The 18,311-nt window shown below is 45.2% G+C and carries 17 protein-coding genes; 9 read left to right on the top strand and 8 right to left on the bottom strand.

Annotated features, from left to right (window positions below; all coding sequences use genetic code 11):
• The 3 genes from V6C11_RS14815 to V6C11_RS14805 all read right to left on the bottom strand — a co-directional run bounded on the left by V6C11_RS14815 (window position 1) and on the right by V6C11_RS14805 (window position 2,900).
• Window positions 1-867 (bottom strand): sensor histidine kinase, encoded by an 867-nt coding sequence (locus tag V6C11_RS14815; protein ID WP_333531972.1) that lies wholly within the window; start codon window positions 865-867, stop codon window positions 1-3.
• Window positions 868-1,334: 467 nt separating this feature from the next.
• Window positions 1,335-2,522 carry a DUF438 domain-containing protein gene (locus V6C11_RS14810; protein WP_333531971.1) on the bottom strand — a complete coding sequence of 396 codons (1,188 nt, stop codon included), beginning with the start codon at window positions 2,520-2,522 and terminating at the stop codon, window positions 1,335-1,337.
• A 102-nt stretch (window positions 2,523-2,624) separates the two neighbouring features.
• On the bottom strand, window positions 2,625-2,900 hold the full coding sequence (locus V6C11_RS14805) for a hypothetical protein (RefSeq protein WP_333531970.1): 276 nt from the start codon (window positions 2,898-2,900) through the stop codon (window positions 2,625-2,627).
• A 142-nt stretch (window positions 2,901-3,042) separates the two neighbouring features.
• Here V6C11_RS14805 and larE point away from each other — a divergent pair, with 142 nt between their 5' ends.
• From larE to fdhF, 8 genes are all read left to right on the top strand, one after another.
• A complete protein-coding gene (gene larE, locus V6C11_RS14800) occupies window positions 3,043-3,846 on the top strand; it encodes an ATP-dependent sacrificial sulfur transferase LarE (RefSeq protein ID WP_333531969.1) in 804 nt (267 codons plus the stop codon).
• Window positions 3,847-3,849: 3 nt separating this feature from the next.
• Window positions 3,850-4,602 (top strand): nickel pincer cofactor biosynthesis protein LarB, encoded by a 753-nt coding sequence (gene larB / locus V6C11_RS14795; protein WP_333531968.1) that lies wholly within the window; start codon window positions 3,850-3,852, stop codon window positions 4,600-4,602.
• Window positions 4,603-4,605: 3 nt separating this feature from the next.
• Complete coding sequence (gene larC, locus V6C11_RS14790) at window positions 4,606-5,367, top strand: nickel pincer cofactor biosynthesis protein LarC (protein WP_333531967.1); 762 nt, start codon at window positions 4,606-4,608, stop codon at window positions 5,365-5,367.
• A gap of 32 nt (window positions 5,368-5,399) precedes the next feature.
• Complete coding sequence (gene yqeC, locus V6C11_RS14785) at window positions 5,400-6,161, top strand: selenium cofactor biosynthesis protein YqeC (protein ID WP_333531966.1); 762 nt, start codon at window positions 5,400-5,402, stop codon at window positions 6,159-6,161.
• Between the two features lie 253 nt (window positions 6,162-6,414).
• Window positions 6,415-7,569: a LarC family nickel insertion protein gene (locus tag V6C11_RS14780; RefSeq protein WP_333532054.1), complete on the top strand. Its 1,155-nt coding sequence runs from the start codon at window positions 6,415-6,417 to the stop codon at window positions 7,567-7,569.
• Between the two features lie 213 nt (window positions 7,570-7,782).
• The gene (nuoE, locus tag V6C11_RS14775; protein WP_442886078.1) at window positions 7,783-8,277 is read left to right on the top strand and encodes an NADH-quinone oxidoreductase subunit NuoE; all 495 of its coding nucleotides are present in this window, start codon (window positions 7,783-7,785) and stop codon (window positions 8,275-8,277) included.
• Window positions 8,278-8,291: 14 nt separating this feature from the next.
• On the top strand, window positions 8,292-10,073 hold the full coding sequence (locus tag V6C11_RS14770) for an NADH-quinone oxidoreductase subunit NuoF (RefSeq protein ID WP_333531965.1): 1,782 nt from the start codon (window positions 8,292-8,294) through the stop codon (window positions 10,071-10,073).
• Window positions 10,074-10,097: 24 nt separating this feature from the next.
• Entirely contained in the window at window positions 10,098-12,788 is a 2,691-nt protein-coding gene (gene fdhF / locus V6C11_RS14765; protein WP_333531964.1) for a formate dehydrogenase subunit alpha, read from the top strand.
• A gap of 102 nt (window positions 12,789-12,890) precedes the next feature.
• Here the strand turns inward: fdhF and V6C11_RS14760 are convergent, their stop codons facing one another.
• A complete protein-coding gene (locus V6C11_RS14760; RefSeq protein WP_333531963.1) occupies window positions 12,891-13,889 on the bottom strand; it encodes an inorganic phosphate transporter in 999 nt (332 codons plus the stop codon).
• Window positions 13,890-13,904: 15 nt separating this feature from the next.
• Complete coding sequence (locus V6C11_RS14755) at window positions 13,905-14,519, bottom strand: DUF47 domain-containing protein (RefSeq protein WP_333531962.1); 615 nt, start codon at window positions 14,517-14,519, stop codon at window positions 13,905-13,907.
• Between the two features lie 360 nt (window positions 14,520-14,879).
• Here V6C11_RS14755 and sigK point away from each other — a divergent pair, with 360 nt between their 5' ends.
• Window positions 14,880-15,578 carry an RNA polymerase sporulation sigma factor SigK gene (gene sigK, locus V6C11_RS14750; protein WP_333531961.1) on the top strand — a complete coding sequence of 233 codons (699 nt, stop codon included), beginning with the start codon at window positions 14,880-14,882 and terminating at the stop codon, window positions 15,576-15,578.
• A 153-nt stretch (window positions 15,579-15,731) separates the two neighbouring features.
• On the opposite strand, the gene V6C11_RS14745 is transcribed toward sigK, so the two are convergent.
• The 3 genes from V6C11_RS14745 to V6C11_RS14735 are packed head-to-tail and all read right to left on the bottom strand — an operon-like array spanning window position 15,732 to window position 18,267.
• Window positions 15,732-16,565, bottom strand: coding sequence for a MetQ/NlpA family ABC transporter substrate-binding protein (locus tag V6C11_RS14745; RefSeq protein ID WP_333531960.1), 834 nt, complete (start codon window positions 16,563-16,565; stop codon window positions 15,732-15,734).
• A gap of 12 nt (window positions 16,566-16,577) precedes the next feature.
• Entirely contained in the window at window positions 16,578-17,252 is a 675-nt protein-coding gene (locus V6C11_RS14740) for a methionine ABC transporter permease (protein WP_333531959.1), read from the bottom strand.
• Window positions 17,245-18,267, bottom strand: a complete 1,023-nt coding sequence (locus V6C11_RS14735; RefSeq protein ID WP_333531958.1) for a methionine ABC transporter ATP-binding protein — start codon at window positions 18,265-18,267, stop codon at window positions 17,245-17,247. The genes V6C11_RS14740 and V6C11_RS14735 overlap by 8 nt, the downstream gene beginning before the upstream one ends.
• Window positions 18,268-18,311: the final 44 nt, after the last annotated feature.

Genomic DNA, 18,311 nt, shown 5'->3' with positions numbered 1-18,311 from the left:
CTAAATAGTAACGACAAAGGTAGTACCGTTTTCCCTGTCACTTTCCACCGTGATGCTGCCGTGATACTTATCAACCAGTTCCTTGACATTGTATAGTCCAATGCCGGATCCCAAATTCCCTTTGGTGGTGTAACCGTAATCAAAGATCCTTTCGGTGTCTTCAATATAACTGCCGGTATTAAAAACCTCAATCACTAAATGATCATTCGAATAATTGAAGGAAATTTCTACAATTTTTTCAACAGAAGCATTAAGTTTTTTCAATTCAAAAAAGGCGTTGTCAATTAAATTAGATATAATACGAACTAAATCCGTTTGCTTAAGGGAGATATTTGATAAGTCCGTTTCAAAATCAAAAACAAGTTTAATGTTACTACGATAGGCTTCATCCTTTTTCATATAAAGAAGAACGGCTACCTCTGGTATTTGTATTTGGCTAATAACACGAATATCTGAAACTTCCTGGTTAATGTTTTTAATATATTCCTCGGCCTTATTGGTTTTATTTAATTGAATATAGCCCAAAATGACTTGTAAGTGATTTAAGAAATCGTGTCGATGACAACGCAGCAAGTGGATTGTATTTTGGGCCAATTCATTCTGGAGTTTTTCCTTTGCATATTCTTGTTCCAGACAACTAGCTTTAAAATAGTGTAAAAGGGAGTATATAAATATAGTTGTTGTAGAGATGGTAACAATTAAAGTCATCAGTTCAAGGTTTTTATAATGGGGTATTCTAAAACCAAGATAACGTTCTAAAATAGAATGATCCTTTAAATATAAAACCCAGACAAAAGCAAGTATATAGCCTAACTGAATAACAACCAAGGTAAGGGCCAGATCCCTAAATTTCTGCTGCCTAGTCATAAATTGCCCCTTTGTTGTAATTAACAATAGACAATGCTTCGACAAAAAACCCCAAATTTCCTTTCTCTATACTATGTATATTGTACACTTGTCCTTTAGGCAAGTATAAAAGAGAAAACCCGGGAAATTATCCCGGGTTTTCCTGTGGGGAACGCCACCGCTCTAAAAAACACACAACCTCTTTAAAAACATCCGAATACTTACCAATCGAATTACTTTTCCGAACGACATACGATCCGAACGACATACGAAATGAGGGAACTACAACCGGACTTAACAGACAATACTTGGAAACCACAGCTTACTTCAACAGCTTACTTCAACAGCTTACTTCACAGGAACCTTGTGAAACTGAGAAACCGTGCCAATTCCACTGCTAAACCTTAAGCGCTCCCCGTAATTTGATTATATTGAAAATTGATACACTTGTAAAGAAGGATAGAAAGGATTCTATAAGGTAATATTTTCTAATCCTCATATTGCAATAAACGTCGTTCACCTTTTAAAGCACGGATACCAGTAACATCTTGGCTTACCTCTATTGTGCCTAGATAGGTACCCTGCTCGTCTCGCAGGGCAAAATAACGAATGTGGATAAACTTTCCACCCAACTCCAGCCAAAATTCTGCGGTGCTGTGTTTACCGCTTTTAAAGTCGGATAGAATTTTTTCCACCATATGAACATTATCCGGTGGATGGCAATTTTGTACTTTACGGCCAATGATGGACTTAGTCCGAACAAAGATTCTTTCCCGCCCCTGGGAAAAATATTTTACGGTGTCATCCTTGTCCACAAAGGTAATATCAATGGGGACATTGGTAAGGATGGTATTCAGTTCTTTAAGGGTCAAGAAACCTGTGTCCACAGGCATGGCATCACCGGAGTGCTGCTGGGAGATAGGCTTGGCTGCACCAGCCTTTGGCTGCCAAAAATCACCATGTGGTTTGGAAAAGACCACACCAAATTCCTCATCCTGCTGTTTTATTTCTACCCATTCTTCCTCAGTCAAAGTATTTAGCAGCATGGGACTAAGGATATTTTCTTCCTTAAAGATCATTTCCGATATTTTATTCTTCATGGTTTCATAGGCTGTTTTAATGGCTTCGGCATCCCCTTCCCGAAGTCTTGTCAAAACCACTTTCACCAGATCCCGAATTTCGTCATCCACCGACCACATGACCGAAGGTGGTCCGGTAATATTGTGTCTCTCCAGATAGGGGAAGATGATGTTTTCTTTTTTAGAATAATGCTTATCTAAATTTTCCCGTAAAAAGGACAGGCGTTCTTTGAGGGCCTCCATTTGATTGTCCTGAAAATATAAATCAGATTCTTGCAGAATTTTGTTAATTTCCTCATTTTCATGCTTTAAGGTGTATAAGGGATGACCGGGAATCAGTTCTGGTTTTTCATTTTGTTCCAGGGCATCACGGAATACCGCTGCATGTACATCACAGAGTTTGGTAATTTCCTCGGGATTCATCCCTTCCCCAATCAGGGCTTGTTCCATATTGGCGATTTCGGTGGCATCAATGTCTTTAATTAAGTTCTGAAAATCAGCCTTGACCTTATCAAAATCCTTTCCTTGATGAAGATCCTTAATAATTGTTTTTAACATTTCTTGCTTAGCTTCTTTGCTTCCAAGGTATTCGCTCATGGGTGACCTCCTTACAAAATATCTATAGTAAGTGATGCCCATTTTGAGCAAATTTATTTATTCTTGTAAGGTAGAAAAAATAAACTCCCAGCCCAAGGGAGTTTATTTTTGAGTGCATTTACATTTTTCGCAGGAGGGGCAAAGGGGGGTGAAGCACTCCTTACAGACACCCCTTTGGTCCGGTTTAGCCGGACTGCCACACATGACACAACAAATTGGTTCATTGGGAATCAGCTCAGCCAATCGAATGGAAAGTACCATACCATTATTAAATCTTGCGGAAACCAGCTTGCTCGTAACACAACCACCGAGAGAGATGCAGGTTCGCTGGGAAGGTACGTGGAAAAGTGGTTGTTGAAAGGTTGGAAATTTATCCATTTAAACACCTCCGATAACATCATATGCGAAAGGCGGTGCGATGTTTCAAGAGAGCTAAACCTAAAAGCTTGGCATTTGCTGAGTTTTTCTTATAAAATAATATAGATGTTATAACTTTTCTAAATTAGCTAGGTGGGATATTTTGGAACAATTAAAGCAAAACCTTCTCAGAGAAAAAATTAAAAACTATCAGAAGGCACTTGTGGCCTTTTCCGGTGGGATAGACAGCACCCTGCTGCTTAAAATAGCCTCGGAAGAAATACCAACAGGTGTTCTAGCTGTGACAGCAGTTTCGGATACATTTACTGAAGAGGAACTACAACGTACAAGGGAGTTAACCAAGGAGTTTGGTGTAGAACATTTGATCATTCAAAGTAATGAAATGGCAGATGCCCGGTTTGTTGATAACTCCCCCGAAAGGTGCTATTATTGTAAACATTTACGCTTTCGTACATTAAAGGAAATTGCCCGTTCCAGAGGAATTGAAAATGTCCTGGATGGATCGAATGTGGATGATCTGGCCGATTATCGACCGGGTCAGCGAGCGATTAAAGAACTTGGGGTAAAGAGTCCCCTGCAGGAGGTTGGCTTAACCAAGGCAGAGATAAGGGAACTGGCCCGTAAAAAGGGGATCGCCACCTGGCAGGCCCCGGCAATTGCCTGTCTGGCATCGAGGATTCACTATGGGGAAACCATAACCAAAGAAAAGCTTTACACCATCAAAGAGGGGGAGGCCTTTTTAAGGGATTTGGGGTTTTTCCCCTGTCGACTACGACTGCATGGAAATTTGGCCAGAATTGAAGTGCCAAGTGATAGACTTTTAGATCTGATGACTTTGTCAGAGCAGGTCACCACTTACTTAAAAAAATTAGGTTTGACCTATGTAACCTTAGATATGATGGGTTTACGCTCGGGCAGCATGAATGAAGCGATCAAGGGAGAGTGAATGATGGATCAATATGAAATAAGGCAGCTGCTTAGCCAGGTGAAGGAGGGCACCCTAACCATTGACGATGCACTGGCAGGACTAAAGAACCTTCCCTACGAAGATTTGGGTTTTGTCAAAATAGATCACCATAGGAGCCTGCGTAGGGGTTTTGCGGAAGTAGTCTATTGTGCCGGTAAAACGGTGGAGCAGGTACAAAAAATTATGGAGGCCTTGGCGGACCGCTCCACAAGCAATATATTGGGTACGAGGGCTTCCCAGGAGATGTACCGGGCTGTCCAAAGGGTAGTTCCTGATGCTAAATATGATAGCACAGCCAGGTTAATTACTGTTACCAGAGGGGAACAAAAAAGAATTGGTAATGTGCTGGTGGCCTGTGCAGGCACATCCGACTTGCCTGTGGCGGAGGAAGCAGCTATTACTGCGGATTTAATGGGGGCAAGGGTTGAGCGCTTGTATGATGCCGGGGTTGCGGGCATTCATAGGCTGTTGATGAATCGGGGAAAATTAGATGCTGCCAGGGTGATTGTGGCGGTTGCAGGTATGGAGGGGGCCTTGGCCAGTGTTATAGGCGGCTTGGTGGACAAGCCGGTTATTGCCGTACCCACCAGTGTGGGGTATGGTGCTAGCTTTAACGGCCTGGCAGCCCTGCTGGCCATGTTAAATAGCTGCTCCTCAGGAGTAACTGTGGTTAATATTGATAATGGTTTTGGTGCCGCTTATGCTGCCGCTATGATAAATCGGATGGGGGAGTAGAAATTGTCGATTATTTACTTTGACTGCTTTTCAGGTATCAGTGGAGATATGATCATTGGTGCATTGCTGGATGCTGGTTTACCCTTTCGGGAGTTGGAAGAGGAACTGGCTAAATTAAACCTGGCTAATTTCCAAATCAAATCGGAGAAAGTAATAAAAAAGGGGATTACTGCTACTAAATTTTCTGTGGTTACGGATGAACAGCAGCCGCACAGACATATTGGTGATATTCACAAGATTATTCAAGAAAGCAGCCTGGAGGAACCGATCCAAGGTACCGTGATGAAAATATTTAACCGCTTAGCCGAAGCGGAGGGTAAGATTCACGGCGTAAGCCCAGAGAAGATTCATTTTCATGAAGTTGGGGCAGTGGATGCCATTGTCGATATTGTAGGGGCTGTGGTTAGTTTACATAAGATGAATATTACGAAAATAACGGCTTCCCCTCTCAATGTTGGGGGTGGCTGGACTCACTGTATGCATGGGCTTATCCCAGTCCCTGCTCCGGCAACCCTGGAACTATTAAAGGGTATTCCCATTTATAATGGCGGCGTGAACAGAGAATTAGTTACCCCCACCGGGGCCGCTATTATTTCTGCCCTATGTCAGGACTTCACGGACCTGCCGGCCATGATTCCTGGACAAATAGGCTATGGTGCAGGTACCGCGGAACTGCGGATACCCAATGCCCTGCGTGTTATTGTGGGGGAAGAGAAACACCGGCATGAGCACGGGCACCAGCACCACAAACATACCCATAATTAGACGCTAGCCTTCGATTAGGGAGAGGAAGAACGTTGCTAAGCCTGCATGCCGCTTTGGAACTTGGGCCAAAGGAAACAATTTGTCTGGTGGGCGGCGGTGGTAAAACCACTGCCATGTATAGATTAAGCGGGGAATTGGCTGACCGGGGGAACAAAGTCATTGTTACCACCACCACCAAAATATGGCCCCCAGAAAACGGACAAAGAAAATCATTGATTTTAAGCAAGGATTGTCAAAACTTATTTCAAGCATTAGAATGTGCCTGGGACACGAATTCCCAAGTTTGCCTTGGTAAGTTTATTGATCATAATGGTAAACTTGTGGGTCTTGATGGAGAATGTGTGGATTTAATTAGTTGTCAGGGCAGGGCCAATTTTATCCTTTGTGAGGCGGACGGTTCAAAGGGTAAGCCGATCAAGGCACCCGCTGACCATGAGCCAGTCATTCCAAGGGAATGCACCCTTGGCCTGGGGATTGTGGGTTGGGATGCACGCCACAAACCCCTGCGGGAAGAGTTTGTGCACAGGGCGGAGCTTTTTTCAGAGTTAACCGCTTTCCCCTTAAATAAGAACCTGACCGCCACAGCCATAGCCAGTAGCCTGCTGCATCCCAGGGGGATTTTTAAAGGGTTGCCTGCCAGCGCCAGAAGGGTTTGCCTGATCAATAAGGTTGATCATCAGGAAGATCTGCCAGAGGCAAGAAGACTGGCTAAATTATTGCTTGGAAAAAACATTGACAAGGTTTTACTGTGCTCCTTACGGAGTACCCAGCCTGTTTGGGAGGTGCTGGGGTAGACACACAACACAGGGAACAACACACGACAACGCGCGGGGACGGTTCGAGATCACTGAAAAAGTATCATTTTTCAAGAATCCACTCAATATATTGTGACTAAAACCCATGTTGAATCACAACATATTGTATAGGGTGAATTTTTAGAAGCACTTTTTCATTGGTTTCGGACGGTTCTTTTGTGTCCCCGTGGACACAGGGACACAAAAGAACCGTCCCCGTGTGTTGTGAGACATGGAATAGGGGTGGGTTTTTATTCTAGTACTATATTTTGATTGTATCTCTGGTTTAACCGAAGATATGATTCTTGCTGCTTTACTTCATGCTCAAAAAAATGAGATAAGTTTGGCAAAAAAATTGTCTGGCCTGGGTTTGCCCCCTTGTGAAATTCATTGCCGTAGGGGAGGCGAAGTTTTTCCTGCCAACCGGGTTTCGCTGCAATCGCCACATTCGGGGGAACAAACTTTTTTTCAGTTGTTGGATATAATTGAGGAGACAGGCTTAAGTGACGATTTCAAGGAACGGGTAATCCATATTTTTACCAACTTAGCAGAGGCCCAAGCTAGGGTGTTAGAGCTGCCTCTGAAGAATGTCAGAATAGAGGATGCGTTAACGAAGGTTATCAAAACCATTGCTATTTTGCTTTGCATCCAAGGGCTAGCACCAAGGAAAATCCTGATCTCACCGATCCGTTTTGCAACAAAGTTCGTTAACCAAAATGCCCCTTGCACCATCCCCTCGCCCGAGACAATGGAATTATTAAAGGGCCTTGCCATTTGTACAGGAAGCAATCGTACTGGTTTTGTCACACCACTGGGTGCGGCCATTGCCAGGACCCTGGTTACTGATATGGCAGAGGAGCCGGCAATGATTTTAGATTCCCTGGGCTATGGTGGTGATGACCAAGCAGATAATTTGTTAAGGGTGATGGTTGGCACCGTTTCCTCCTTAATGCAAGATCACCTCGCCCTATTAGAGACCAATATAGATGATATGAATCCTGAATTGCATCCCTTCGTGTTAGACAAGCTCTTAGCCGAAGGTGCTCTAGATGTTTTTTACACACCCATTATCATGAAAAAAGGCCGCCCGGCAGTTAAATTAACGGTTATCTGCCGCCCCCAGGATGTTGATGCCCTAACGGGGGTTATTTTACAGGAGACCTCATCCCTAGGGGTAAGGATTGCTTATCAAAACAGAAAAAAGCTGTTCCGGGAAATTAGAAAAGTAAATACACCTTACGGCCCGGTCAAAATTAAGCTAGCCCGCCTGGGCCCAGGTCAGCCAGTATTAAACCTCAAACCCGAGTATGAAGACTGCCGGGCCTTAGCCAACCGTTTGCATATTCCGGTTAAAGAAGTGTACCAGGCAGCCCTGCAAGAAGGGCGGGAGAGGTGGATTCGTTGTTAGCTGCCAGCCGTTAGCAACAATCTTTGTGAAAAAAGGTTGAGTCAAGATCCTTCGCTATCGTTCAGGATGACATAGCTAATAGCTAAGGAGCTAGCCCTACCGCGAAAAATGGTATAAAATAAGAAAGTAACTCATTGACAAAATTGACGCTCCACAGTGGTGGGGTGTTTTTGGTTTACGCTGGCAGAAAGTTCAAGGAAGGGGGAAATAAGCTTGTCTGCTTGCTGCTGTGGCAATAAACACGCCAAGGAAGATCCGAAACAAATGGCCCTGCGGGAGGCCATTGCTCGTTATCAGGGTGTTGCTGGTGCTTTAATCCCCCTATTGCAGGAGGCCCAGGAAATTTTCGGCTATTTGCCGGGAGAGGTGATGGAGGAGATTGCCAGGGGGTTAGGCCTTCCTTTTAGTAAGGTTTTTGGTGTAGCTACCTTTTATGCTCAATTTCACCTAAAGCCCCGGGGCAGGAATGTTATCCGGGTTTGTACTGGTACTGCCTGTCATGTTCGGGGAGCCAGTCCTTTGCTGGAGAGTATCAGGCAGGCACTGGGCCTAAAGGACGAAGGAACCACCGAAGATTTGCGCTATACCCTGGAAACAGTGGCTTGTTTGGGAGCCTGTGGTTTAGCTCCGGCCATGATGGTCAATGAAGATACCCATGGCCGTCTTACCCCAGCCAAAGCTCTGGAAGTTTTAAAACAGTATCAATAGGACGGAGGATTGCCATGAAAAAAATTGTTTGTGTGTGTGCGGGTGGCTGTACTTCCTCCGGTTCCCTGAGGGTACTGGAAGGGCTGCGGGCCGAGGTACAACAAAGGGGTTTACAGGATCAAATAGTGGTCAAGCCAGTAGGCTGCCATGGTTTCTGCGAACAAGGGCCGGTGGTTAGCATCGAACCGACCAAAACTTTCTATACCAGGGTTTCCGAGGGAGATGTGTCGGAGATTATCACTTCCCTGCAAGAAGGTTCTCTGGTGGAACGTCTTCTTTATGTTAATCCTAGCAATCAACAGCAAATCAACACCTATGACCAGGTGCCCTTCTACGCCCGCCAACAAAAGATTGTCTTAGCAAAATGTGGTCAGATTAATCCGGAGCATATTGAAGACTACTTGGCCCAGGGCGGGTATCAAGCTTTAGAAAATGTAATCCGGCAGATGACACCCCAGCAGGTGGTTGATGAAGTAAAGAAGTCAGGTCTCAGGGGCCGCGGTGGTGCAGGCTTCCCAACTGGAAGGAAGTGGGAATCTGCTCTAAAGGCTAAAATAACGGATAAAAGATACGTTATTTGCAATGCCGACGAAGGAGACCCGGGTGCCTTTATGGATCGCAGTTTGTTGGAGGGTAATCCCCACGAGGTACTAGAGGGCATGGCCATATGTGGCTATGCCACCGGTTCCGACGAAGGCTATATCTATGTGCGGGCAGAGTACCCAATGGCCATCAAGCGATTAAAGCTGGCCATCGAACAGGCCGAGAGGGCTGGACTTTTAGGTAATCATATTTTTCAATCTAATTTTAGCTTTCATATAAAAATTAAAGCCGGTGCTGGGGCCTTTGTGTGCGGTGAAGGAACGGCACTGATGACCTCCATTGAGGGAAATAGGGGAATGCCCAGGTTTAAGGCGGACCGTTCCACGGAAAAGGGATTATGGCAAAAACCCACCGTAATCAACAACGTTGAAACCTTTGCCAATGTTCCCACCATTATCACCAAGGGTGCTGCCTGGTATGCTTCCATGGGCACGGAAAAAAGCAAGGGGACCAAAATATTTTCATTAACGGGTAAGGTTATCAACACTGGTTTGGTGGAAGTACCCATGGGTACCACTCTGCGCCAGATCATTTTTGATATAGGTGGGGGCATCTCAAATCAGCGAGCCTTTAAAGCAGTCCAATCAGGGGGGCCTTCCGGGGGATGTATTCCTGAGGCACACTTGGATCTGCCGGTGGATTATGATTCCTTAGACCAGATAGGGTCTATGATGGGTTCCGGTGGATTGGTGGTATTGGACGATACCACCTGTATGGTGGATGTAGCTCGGTTTTTTTTAAATTTTACGCAAAAGGAATCCTGTGGTAAATGCACTCCCTGCCGGGAGGGAACCCTGCGTATGTTAGAAATACTGACCCGGATTTGTGAAGGGCAGGGTCAGCCCAAGGATTTGGAAAACCTAGAACGTCTGGCTAAAATTATCTGCAATACATCCCTCTGTGGTTTGGGACAAAGTGCACCATATCCGGTACTAAGTACCCTGCGCTATTTTCGGCAGGAATATGAAGCCCACATTTATCACAAACGCTGCCCCGCCGGTGCTTGTGCCAAGCTGCTGGTATACTCGATTGTTGCCGAGGCCTGTAAGGGCTGTGGCAGTTGTGCCAGGGCCTGTCCCACCGGGGCCATCCGCGGCAACAAAAAAGAACCCCATGTCATTGATGGAACCCGCTGCATAAAATGCGGCAATTGCCTGCAAAAATGTAAGTTTGGTGCTGTACGAAAACGTTAACCGCGGCAAAAGGAGAGTGATATTTTGTCTGAGATATATCTAACCATCAATGGCCAGTCAATTGCTGTTCCTGTGGGCAGTACCATTTTAGAGGCTGCCGAGCAACTGGGCATTTTTATCCCCACCTTTTGCCATGATCCGGAATTAACCAGGGCGGCCTCCTGCCGTATTTGTGTGGTGGAAATGGTTGATACCGGCAAGTTACAAGTAGCCTGTGCCACTGCTGTCAAAGAGGGCATGGTTATCGACACCGAATCAGCGGCGGTGTTGGAGGCCAGAAGGACCATTTTGGAATTATTGCTGGCCAATCACCCCCAGGATTGTCTCACCTGTGGCAAGGCCGGGGATTGCCGGCTGCAAGATTACGCCTTTCGCTATGGTGTGGCAAGACCTGGTTTTAGCGGTCAAAGCCATGACTATGAAATAGAACAGGACAACCCATTTATTGTTCGGGATATGAATAAATGCATTCTATGTGGCAAATGTGTACGTATGTGCAGTGAAGTACAGGGACAACATGCCTTGGATTTTACCTATCGAGGTATTCAAACCAAAATTGCCACGGCCCTGGACTTGCCCTTGGCCCAATCAAACTGTGTATTTTGCGGTAACTGTGTGGCTGTTTGCCCGGTGGGGGCACTACAGGAAAGGGGTTTAAGAAAAAAGGCCAGGACCTGGGAAGTAAATAAAATAAAAACAGTTTGTCCCTACTGTGGCACTGGCTGCAGCCTGGAACTAAATGTCAAGGGGGGACAAGTGGTTGGGGTAACCTCCTGCGAGGGAGAAGTTAACGGCAGGTCCTTGTGTGTCAAGGGAAGGTTTGGCCATGGCTTTATCCACCATCCAGATCGTTTAACCTCACCCTTAATTAAAAGAAATGGTCACTTTGTTGAGGCCAGTTGGGATGAAGCCATTAACCTGGTGGCGGAAAGTCTGTCTGCCATTAGGCAAACCCACGGTGCCGCTGCCCTGGGAGTATTAAGTTCCGCCCGGTGTACGAATGAAGAAAACTATCTGCTGCAAAAACTGACCCGTGGGGTCCTTGGCACCAACAATATCGATCATTGTGCCCGTCTCTGACACGCTCCCACTGTCGCCGGTCTGGCGGCATCCTTGGGCAGCGGTGCCATGACCAACAGTATTAAAGAAATTGCCGGGGCTGATTTTATTTTAGCCATTGGTACCAACACCACAGAGTCCCACCCAATCATTGGCTTGCAGGTCAAAAAGGCACTACGGCAGGGTGCCACCCTGGTGGTGCTGGACCCACGTCAAACCGAAGTGGCCCAATTGGCCCACCATCATCTGAGATTAAAGTCAGGTACCGATGTGGCCTTGCTTAACGGCTTAGCCCAGATAATTATTGCAGAGGGACTCTGGCATAAGGACTTTGTTGAGCAGCGCACCGAAGATTTAGAGGCACTTAAACAAATTGTAGAAAAATACACCCCGGCCCATGTGGCCGAAATCACGGGTATATCCGTTGAGATCCTCCAGGCAGTGGCCAGGGGCTATGCCCAGGCCCAAAGGGCCACCATTTTATATACCATGGGTCTTACCCAACACACCACTGGTACCCATAATGTCTTGGCAGTGGCCAACCTGGCCTTGTTGTGCGGTCAGCTTGGCAAAGAACACAGCGGCGTCAATCCCCTGCGGGGACAAAATAATGTTCAGGGTTCCTGCGACATGGGAGCACTGCCCAATGTGCTGACCGGATATCAAAATGTAAGCGATCATCAAGTCAGAGAAAGTTTTGCCATGGCCTGGGGTGTTTCAGATTTACCTGCTGCCCCGGGACTCACAGTGGGTGAAATGTTCGAAGCAGCCAGTGCCGGCAGCATCAAGGGTATGTATATTATGGGGGAGAATCCCCTCTTGTCCGATGCCAATGCCAATCAAGTTAAAGTAGACTTGCAAAACTTAGATTTTTTGGTGGTGCAGGATATTTTTCTGACAGAGACAGCTAAGTTGGCCGATGTGGTGCTGCCGGCTGCCAGCTTTGCCGAAAAGGATGGAACCTTTACCAATACCGAACGTAGGGTGCAGCGGGTGCGTCAGGCCATTGCACCGGTGGGCCAAGCCAAGGCCGATTGGCAAATCATCAGTATGCTGGCGAATGCCTTCGGTTATCCCATGCAATATGGTTCCCCCGCAGAGGTCATGGCGGAAATTGCCAGTGTGACACCTTCCTACGGTGGTATTTCCTATGAACGATTAGAACAACAAGGTTTGCAGTGGCCCTGCCCCACCGCAGAGCATCCTGGTACACCGATACTGCATCAGCAAAGCTTCCCCCGGGGGCGTGGTAAATTTCACCCGGTGGTTTATGTACCAGCGGCGGAAATACCCGATGCAGAGTACCCACTGGTGCTAAGCACGGGCAGAAGACTCTATCAATACCACACAGGCACAATGACCCTGCGGACTGGTACCCTGGAAAAGCATTATCCAGACGAATATTTGGAAGTGAATCCCCGGGATGCAGCTCCCTTGGGCCTGGTTGACGGGGATAAAGTTAAGGTTGTCTCGCGCCGTGGCAAGGTGGAACTGGCAGTAAGAATAACAGAAGTAACGCCACCCGGTTTAGTCTTTACTTCCTTCCATTACCCCCAGGTGCCGATAAACCAACTTACTAACGCTGCCCATGACCCCATTGCCAAAATACCGCAGCTAAAAATCTGTGCCGTTCGCATAGAAAAAATAATCACTTAAAAACTTAAAAATAAAAATGCGACAGGGAGAACCGTCTCCGCTGTGGTGATAATTGAAGATATAAGAAAAGAGACAGAGAGAACCGACTCCCTGTCTCTTTTCTTATAGGAATAATGCTTGAACAATAATAAAGCTTAGCGCAGCCAAAAGCATTGTGATTGGTAAAGTAATAATCCAGGCAGAAACCATTGTTACTGCGGTACCCCACTTAACAGAGGATAAACGCTTGGCTGAACCAACACCCATAATGGACGAGCTAATGACATGGGTGGTGGAAACGGGTAATCGAATAATGGTGGCACCAATAATAATAAGGGCAGAGGATAAATCTGCAGCAAAACCACTGGCCGGCTCTAATTTAATGATCTTAGAACCAACGGTTTTAATAATACGCCAACCGCCCACGGAGGTACCCAGGGCCATGGCAACCGCGGCAGAGACTTTCACCCAGAGGGCTACATCCAAGGTATCCTGATACCCCCCTGCAACCAAAGCAAAGGTGATAATACCCATTGTTTTTTGGGCATCGTTGGTGCCGTGGCTGAAAGCTTGAAAGGATGCGGTAAATATCTGTAAAAAGCGAAATTTCGAATTCATTTTATGGGGTGAAAAATTGGCAAATATTATGCGAATAATAGACATAATAATATAGCCAATGGTAAAGGCAATTAAGGGGGATAAAATAAGAGCTTCGATAATGGTTAAGAAACCTTTAAGGTTTACAGCACTAAAGCCAGCCGAGGCAATAACAGCACCAGCTAAAGAACCAATCAAGGCGTGAGAAGAACTGCTGGGAATACCATAATACCAGGTTAGTAGGTTCCAAATAATGGCTGCCACCAGGGCGGCGGCCACTACGTAAACCCCGTTATCCAGACTAGCCGGGTTAGCTACACTGCCACCCACCGTTTTAGCAACGCCAGTAAAAGTAAGGGCACCCAATAAATTCATAACTGCAGCTAAGACGATAGCTACCCTTGGTCTGATAGCCTTGGTGGAAATAGAGGTGGCAATGGCATTTGCAGTGTCGTGAAATCCGTTAATAAAATCAAAGCTTAAGGCCAAAATAACAACGGCAATAATGACAAAATGTAGTTCCATATTACGCCTTCCTTATTAGGAATTTCGCATGAGAACGCTCTCAAGAATATTTGCCACGTCTTCACAGGCATCGGTAACCTCTTCTAACATCTCATAAATCTGCTTGTACTTAACAAATTCGATGGCATCGGTACAGGAGGAAACTAATTCCCGTAAACTATTATTGAATAGGTCATCCGCTTCGTTTTCCAGTTCATTAATGCGTACAGCATGAGGCCGAATATCAAGAAACTTTTTGGAAGTCAGTTTTTCGATGGCTCCTTCAACTTCCTTGCACTGTTCGACAATAATTTCCGTATTTCGCTTAATGAAAATGTTAATATCACGGATGTCATAGATATCCATACGAATCAAGGTAGCCTCGATACCATCCAGTATATCGTCCATTTTAACGGCCAGATTCAAAATATCTTCCCGTTCCAGAGGTGTTATAAAAGTTTTGTTTAATTCCTTATAGATGCTATGGGTGTAGCGATCACCTTTTTTTTCCAAGTCTTGAATATCCGTCAAAGCTTTTCTCTCAGTGCCGGGTTTGTGTATTTCGGAGCTGAATTCTTCAGCAGCCTCGGTAATGTTTTTTGAAATAGCGATGAAGGTTTCAAAGAAAATATCCTTCTTCTTAAATAACATACAGTCCCCCCCAAGGAAATATTTTTTATCCTTGTCCATGAAAGAGTATACCACATACAGTTTGTTAATGTTAAAAAATTAAAAAGACTTAAAGAAAAATTAACAATCAAGTGAAAAAATGTGCATGTACCAAAAACATAAGAAGGTTTTTATAAAAGGGACACGCACACGGTTAAAAAATATAACTATATTCTCCTCATAAAACCCTCCTCTATTCGACATAATTCTTATTTCCATGAATTTACTTGAAAATCCTTCGCCAGAACTTTCTAACTACTTTTTTTATGTGAACAAGCACATTTTAATCGTTTCCCACGTAGCATAAAGTAGATAAGTATTTTTGTTACGGAGGGATGCTAAGTGACCGCAGGTATCATTACCTTAATAGCCCTTTCGGTTTTAAATGGCATTGCAATTTTGGTTTCCTATATTTCATCCGGCAGTTTGCCAGATCCCTTATCCCCCGAGGAAGAGAGGGAATGGTTATTAAGATTAGCCAAAGGGGATAAATTGGCTAAAACGGTATTAATAGAACGGAACCTAAGATTAGTTGCTAAGATTGCCAATAAGTTAAAAGACAATGGTGTGGAAAAACAAGACCTCTTTCAAATTGGTGTAATTGGTTTAATTAAGGGAGTAGATACCTTTGACATGACCAAAGCCAGAAAGTTTTCAACCTATGCCGGGGTTTGTATTCAAAATGAGATGCTGATGGTGCTGCGCAAACAAAAGACCATGAGAAATACCATCTCCATTTCAGAACCTCTGGATTATGATAAAGATGGGGGACTTTTGGAATTGCAAGATACCCTGATGAACGAAGATACCCCGGTGGATGAGGTGGTAGAAACCAGTTTGGAAGTGGAAAGACTGGAAAAGGCCCTGCAAAAACTATCTCCCAGGGAACAGGCAGTCATAAAATTAAGATACGGCCTAGATGGCGGTCAGGAATATACCCAACGGGAGGTAGGCCAGCAGCTAGCCATTTCACGTTCCTTCATCTCCCGCATTGAAAGCAGCTCCATTCATAAGCTGTACAAAGAAATGTCTCATTCCTAGCCATCAGCCGTCAGCTATTAGCTGTATCTAACATTGAAAGGCGGCAAAGCCCATGGCCCACGGCTATTTTCAGGGTAAGATAGCTAACCGGGTAACAGCTAAAGGCTAAAAGCAAAGTCCCCCGGAGTTTTCCGGGGGACTTGCGGTTATGGATTAAAATGTTGCTACAACGGCACCTTTGTAGGTGTCTTCGATAAATTTCTTAACTTCTGGGCTCTTTAAAGCTTCGGTCAGTTTTTTGATTTCTTCACGGTTTTCGTCCCCTTTGCGGATGGCTAAAATGTTGCCATAGGTGTCAGCGGCTTCAGATTGAGCATCTTCGGCCACCATGGCATCGGTGGGAACAAAGTTGGCTTGGACGGCAAAGTTACCGTTAATTACTGCACCAGCTAGATCATCGACGGAACGGGGGAGTTGAGCAGCTTCTAATTCAATAACTTCTACTTTCTTCTCTACGATATCCCGTACTGTGGCACTGATGCCAACGCCTTCCTTAAGTTTCAGCAGACCAGCCTCTTCTAAAACAGCCAGGGCTCTACCACCGTTGGTGGGGTCGTTGGGAATACCAATTTTGTCGCCTTCTTTAAATTCGCTGACGGCGGTAATTTTCTTGGAGAAAAGACCCATTGGTTCAAAGTGAATTTTGGCAGTATAGCTTAATTCCATACTCTTTTGGTTGTTGAATTCTTCAAGGTAAGGTAGGTGCTGGAAGTAGTTAGCATCCAGCAGCTTGTCATTAAGGGCCAGGTTGGGTTGTACATAATCGTTAAATTCCACGATTTCCAGTTGGATGCCATCCTTCTCTAAAATAGGTTTCACTATTTTTAATATTTCAGCATGGGGTACCGGGGTAGCGCCAACCTTTAATACCTTCGCTTCTTTATCATCATTAGCAGCTTGTGGTTGTTCCTTTTCGCCGCCGCAGCCAACCAGCAGCAGGCTGAGAGATAGCAGGCAAGTTAACAGTAACGCAAACTTCTTTTTCACGGAAACTCCTCCTTAGTTTTTGTTAAATTTTTCGGCAAGTATATTGCCAAGGGTTTGCATGATTTGAACCATAATAACTAGAATGACCACGGTGGTTACCATTACTACTGAATCAAACCGCATGTAGCCGTAACGTATGGCCAGATCCCCTAGGCCACCTCCTCCCACGACACCGGCCATGGCAGAGTAACCAACCACGGCAATGGCCGTAATAGTCGTACCTAAAATAATACCAGGCAGGGCCTCAGGAAGCAGTACCTTGCGAATAATTTGCCAGGTGCTGGCCCCCATTGCCAGAGAAGCCTCGACCACCCCCCAGTTTACTTCCTTTAAAGAAGTTTCCACCATTCTAGCCACAAAGGGAGCGGCGGCAACGGTGAGGGGTACAATGGCCGCGGTGGTTCCGATGGTGGTGCCCACCACAAATTTGGTAAAGGGACCCAGGGCCAGTAATAAAATAATGAAGGGATAGGAGCGAAAGATGTTCACGATGGATCCTAAAACCCTATTAAGTGTCAAATTTTCTTTTATGTGACCCTTGTCGGTAATAACTAAAATCACACCAAGGGGGATGCCTAGAACGGAGGCAAAGACCACAGATACAATTGTCATATATAAGGTATCCCAGGTAGCTTTAATGATTTCAGGTGATAAATTAGACAGGTGGGAGAGAACTTCATTAGACATCCTTTAACACCTCAATTCTTAAACCCTGTTTCTGCAAATATGTCACTGCCTTTTGGCAACTTATATGGGAACCCATACACTCAATAATTAACATACCAAAGGCTGTATCTTGAATTTGATCAATATTACCGTAAAGGATGTTAACATCTACATCAAATTGTTTGACCAGAGTTGAAATCACTGGTTCATCGGTGGTATCACCAATGAAAGAAACTCGTATGATTTGCCCTTCACCCTTTTCTAGTAGGCGTTCCTTAACTTTGTCTGGTACATCGGTATTAATGATAGTTTGGACAAAACGTCGGGTGGTTGGGTGTTGGGGCTGGGTGAAGACATCAATGACCAAGCCGGCTTCAATGATTTTCCCTTTTTCAATGACCGCCACGGAATCGCAAATTTCTGAAATAACCTTCATTTCATGGGTAATCATCAGAATTGTTAGATCCAGTTTGCGGTTAATATCCTTTAACAGCTCTAGAATTGAGCTGGTTGTAGCAGGGTCCAGGGCCGAGGTAGCTTCATCACACAGCAGTACAATGGGGTCATTGGCTAGGGCCCGGGCGATGCCCACCCGTTGTTTCTGCCCACCGGATAGTTGGCTGGGGTAGGCATTGGCTTTATCCGTTAGGCCTACCAACTCCAATAATTTGGTAACCTTTTCTTGGCTTGTTTCTTTGTCCACACCGCTTATCTCTAAAGGGAAGGAGACATTTTCATGGACTGTTCGTGAGGATAATAGATTAAAGTGTTGGAAGATCATACCAATCTTTTGGCGACTGGCCCTTAGTCCTGCTTCACTTAATTTGGTCATTTCCTGACCATTTACTTTAATACTGCCGGAAGTAGGCTTTTCCAACATATTAACGCAGCGTATCAGGGTACTTTTACCGGCACCACTGAAACCAATGATACCGTAAATTTCGCCCTTGCGAACTCTCAAACTTACACTGTCCAGGGCCTTAACATCTCCGGCACTGGAATGATAAATCTTGGTTAGGTCTTTAATTTCTATCAATGATATCAACCTTCCTTGATTGCTGAGTTTAGTGTGCCCGTTTC

Source organism: Desulfotomaculum sp. 1211_IL3151 (assembly GCF_036763075.1).
Classification (GTDB): Bacteria; Bacillota; Desulfotomaculia; order Desulfotomaculales; family Desulfotomaculaceae; genus Desulfotomaculum.
The sequence above is the reverse complement of the archived record's forward strand: the minus strand, read 5'-3'. Positions and strand labels throughout refer to the sequence as shown.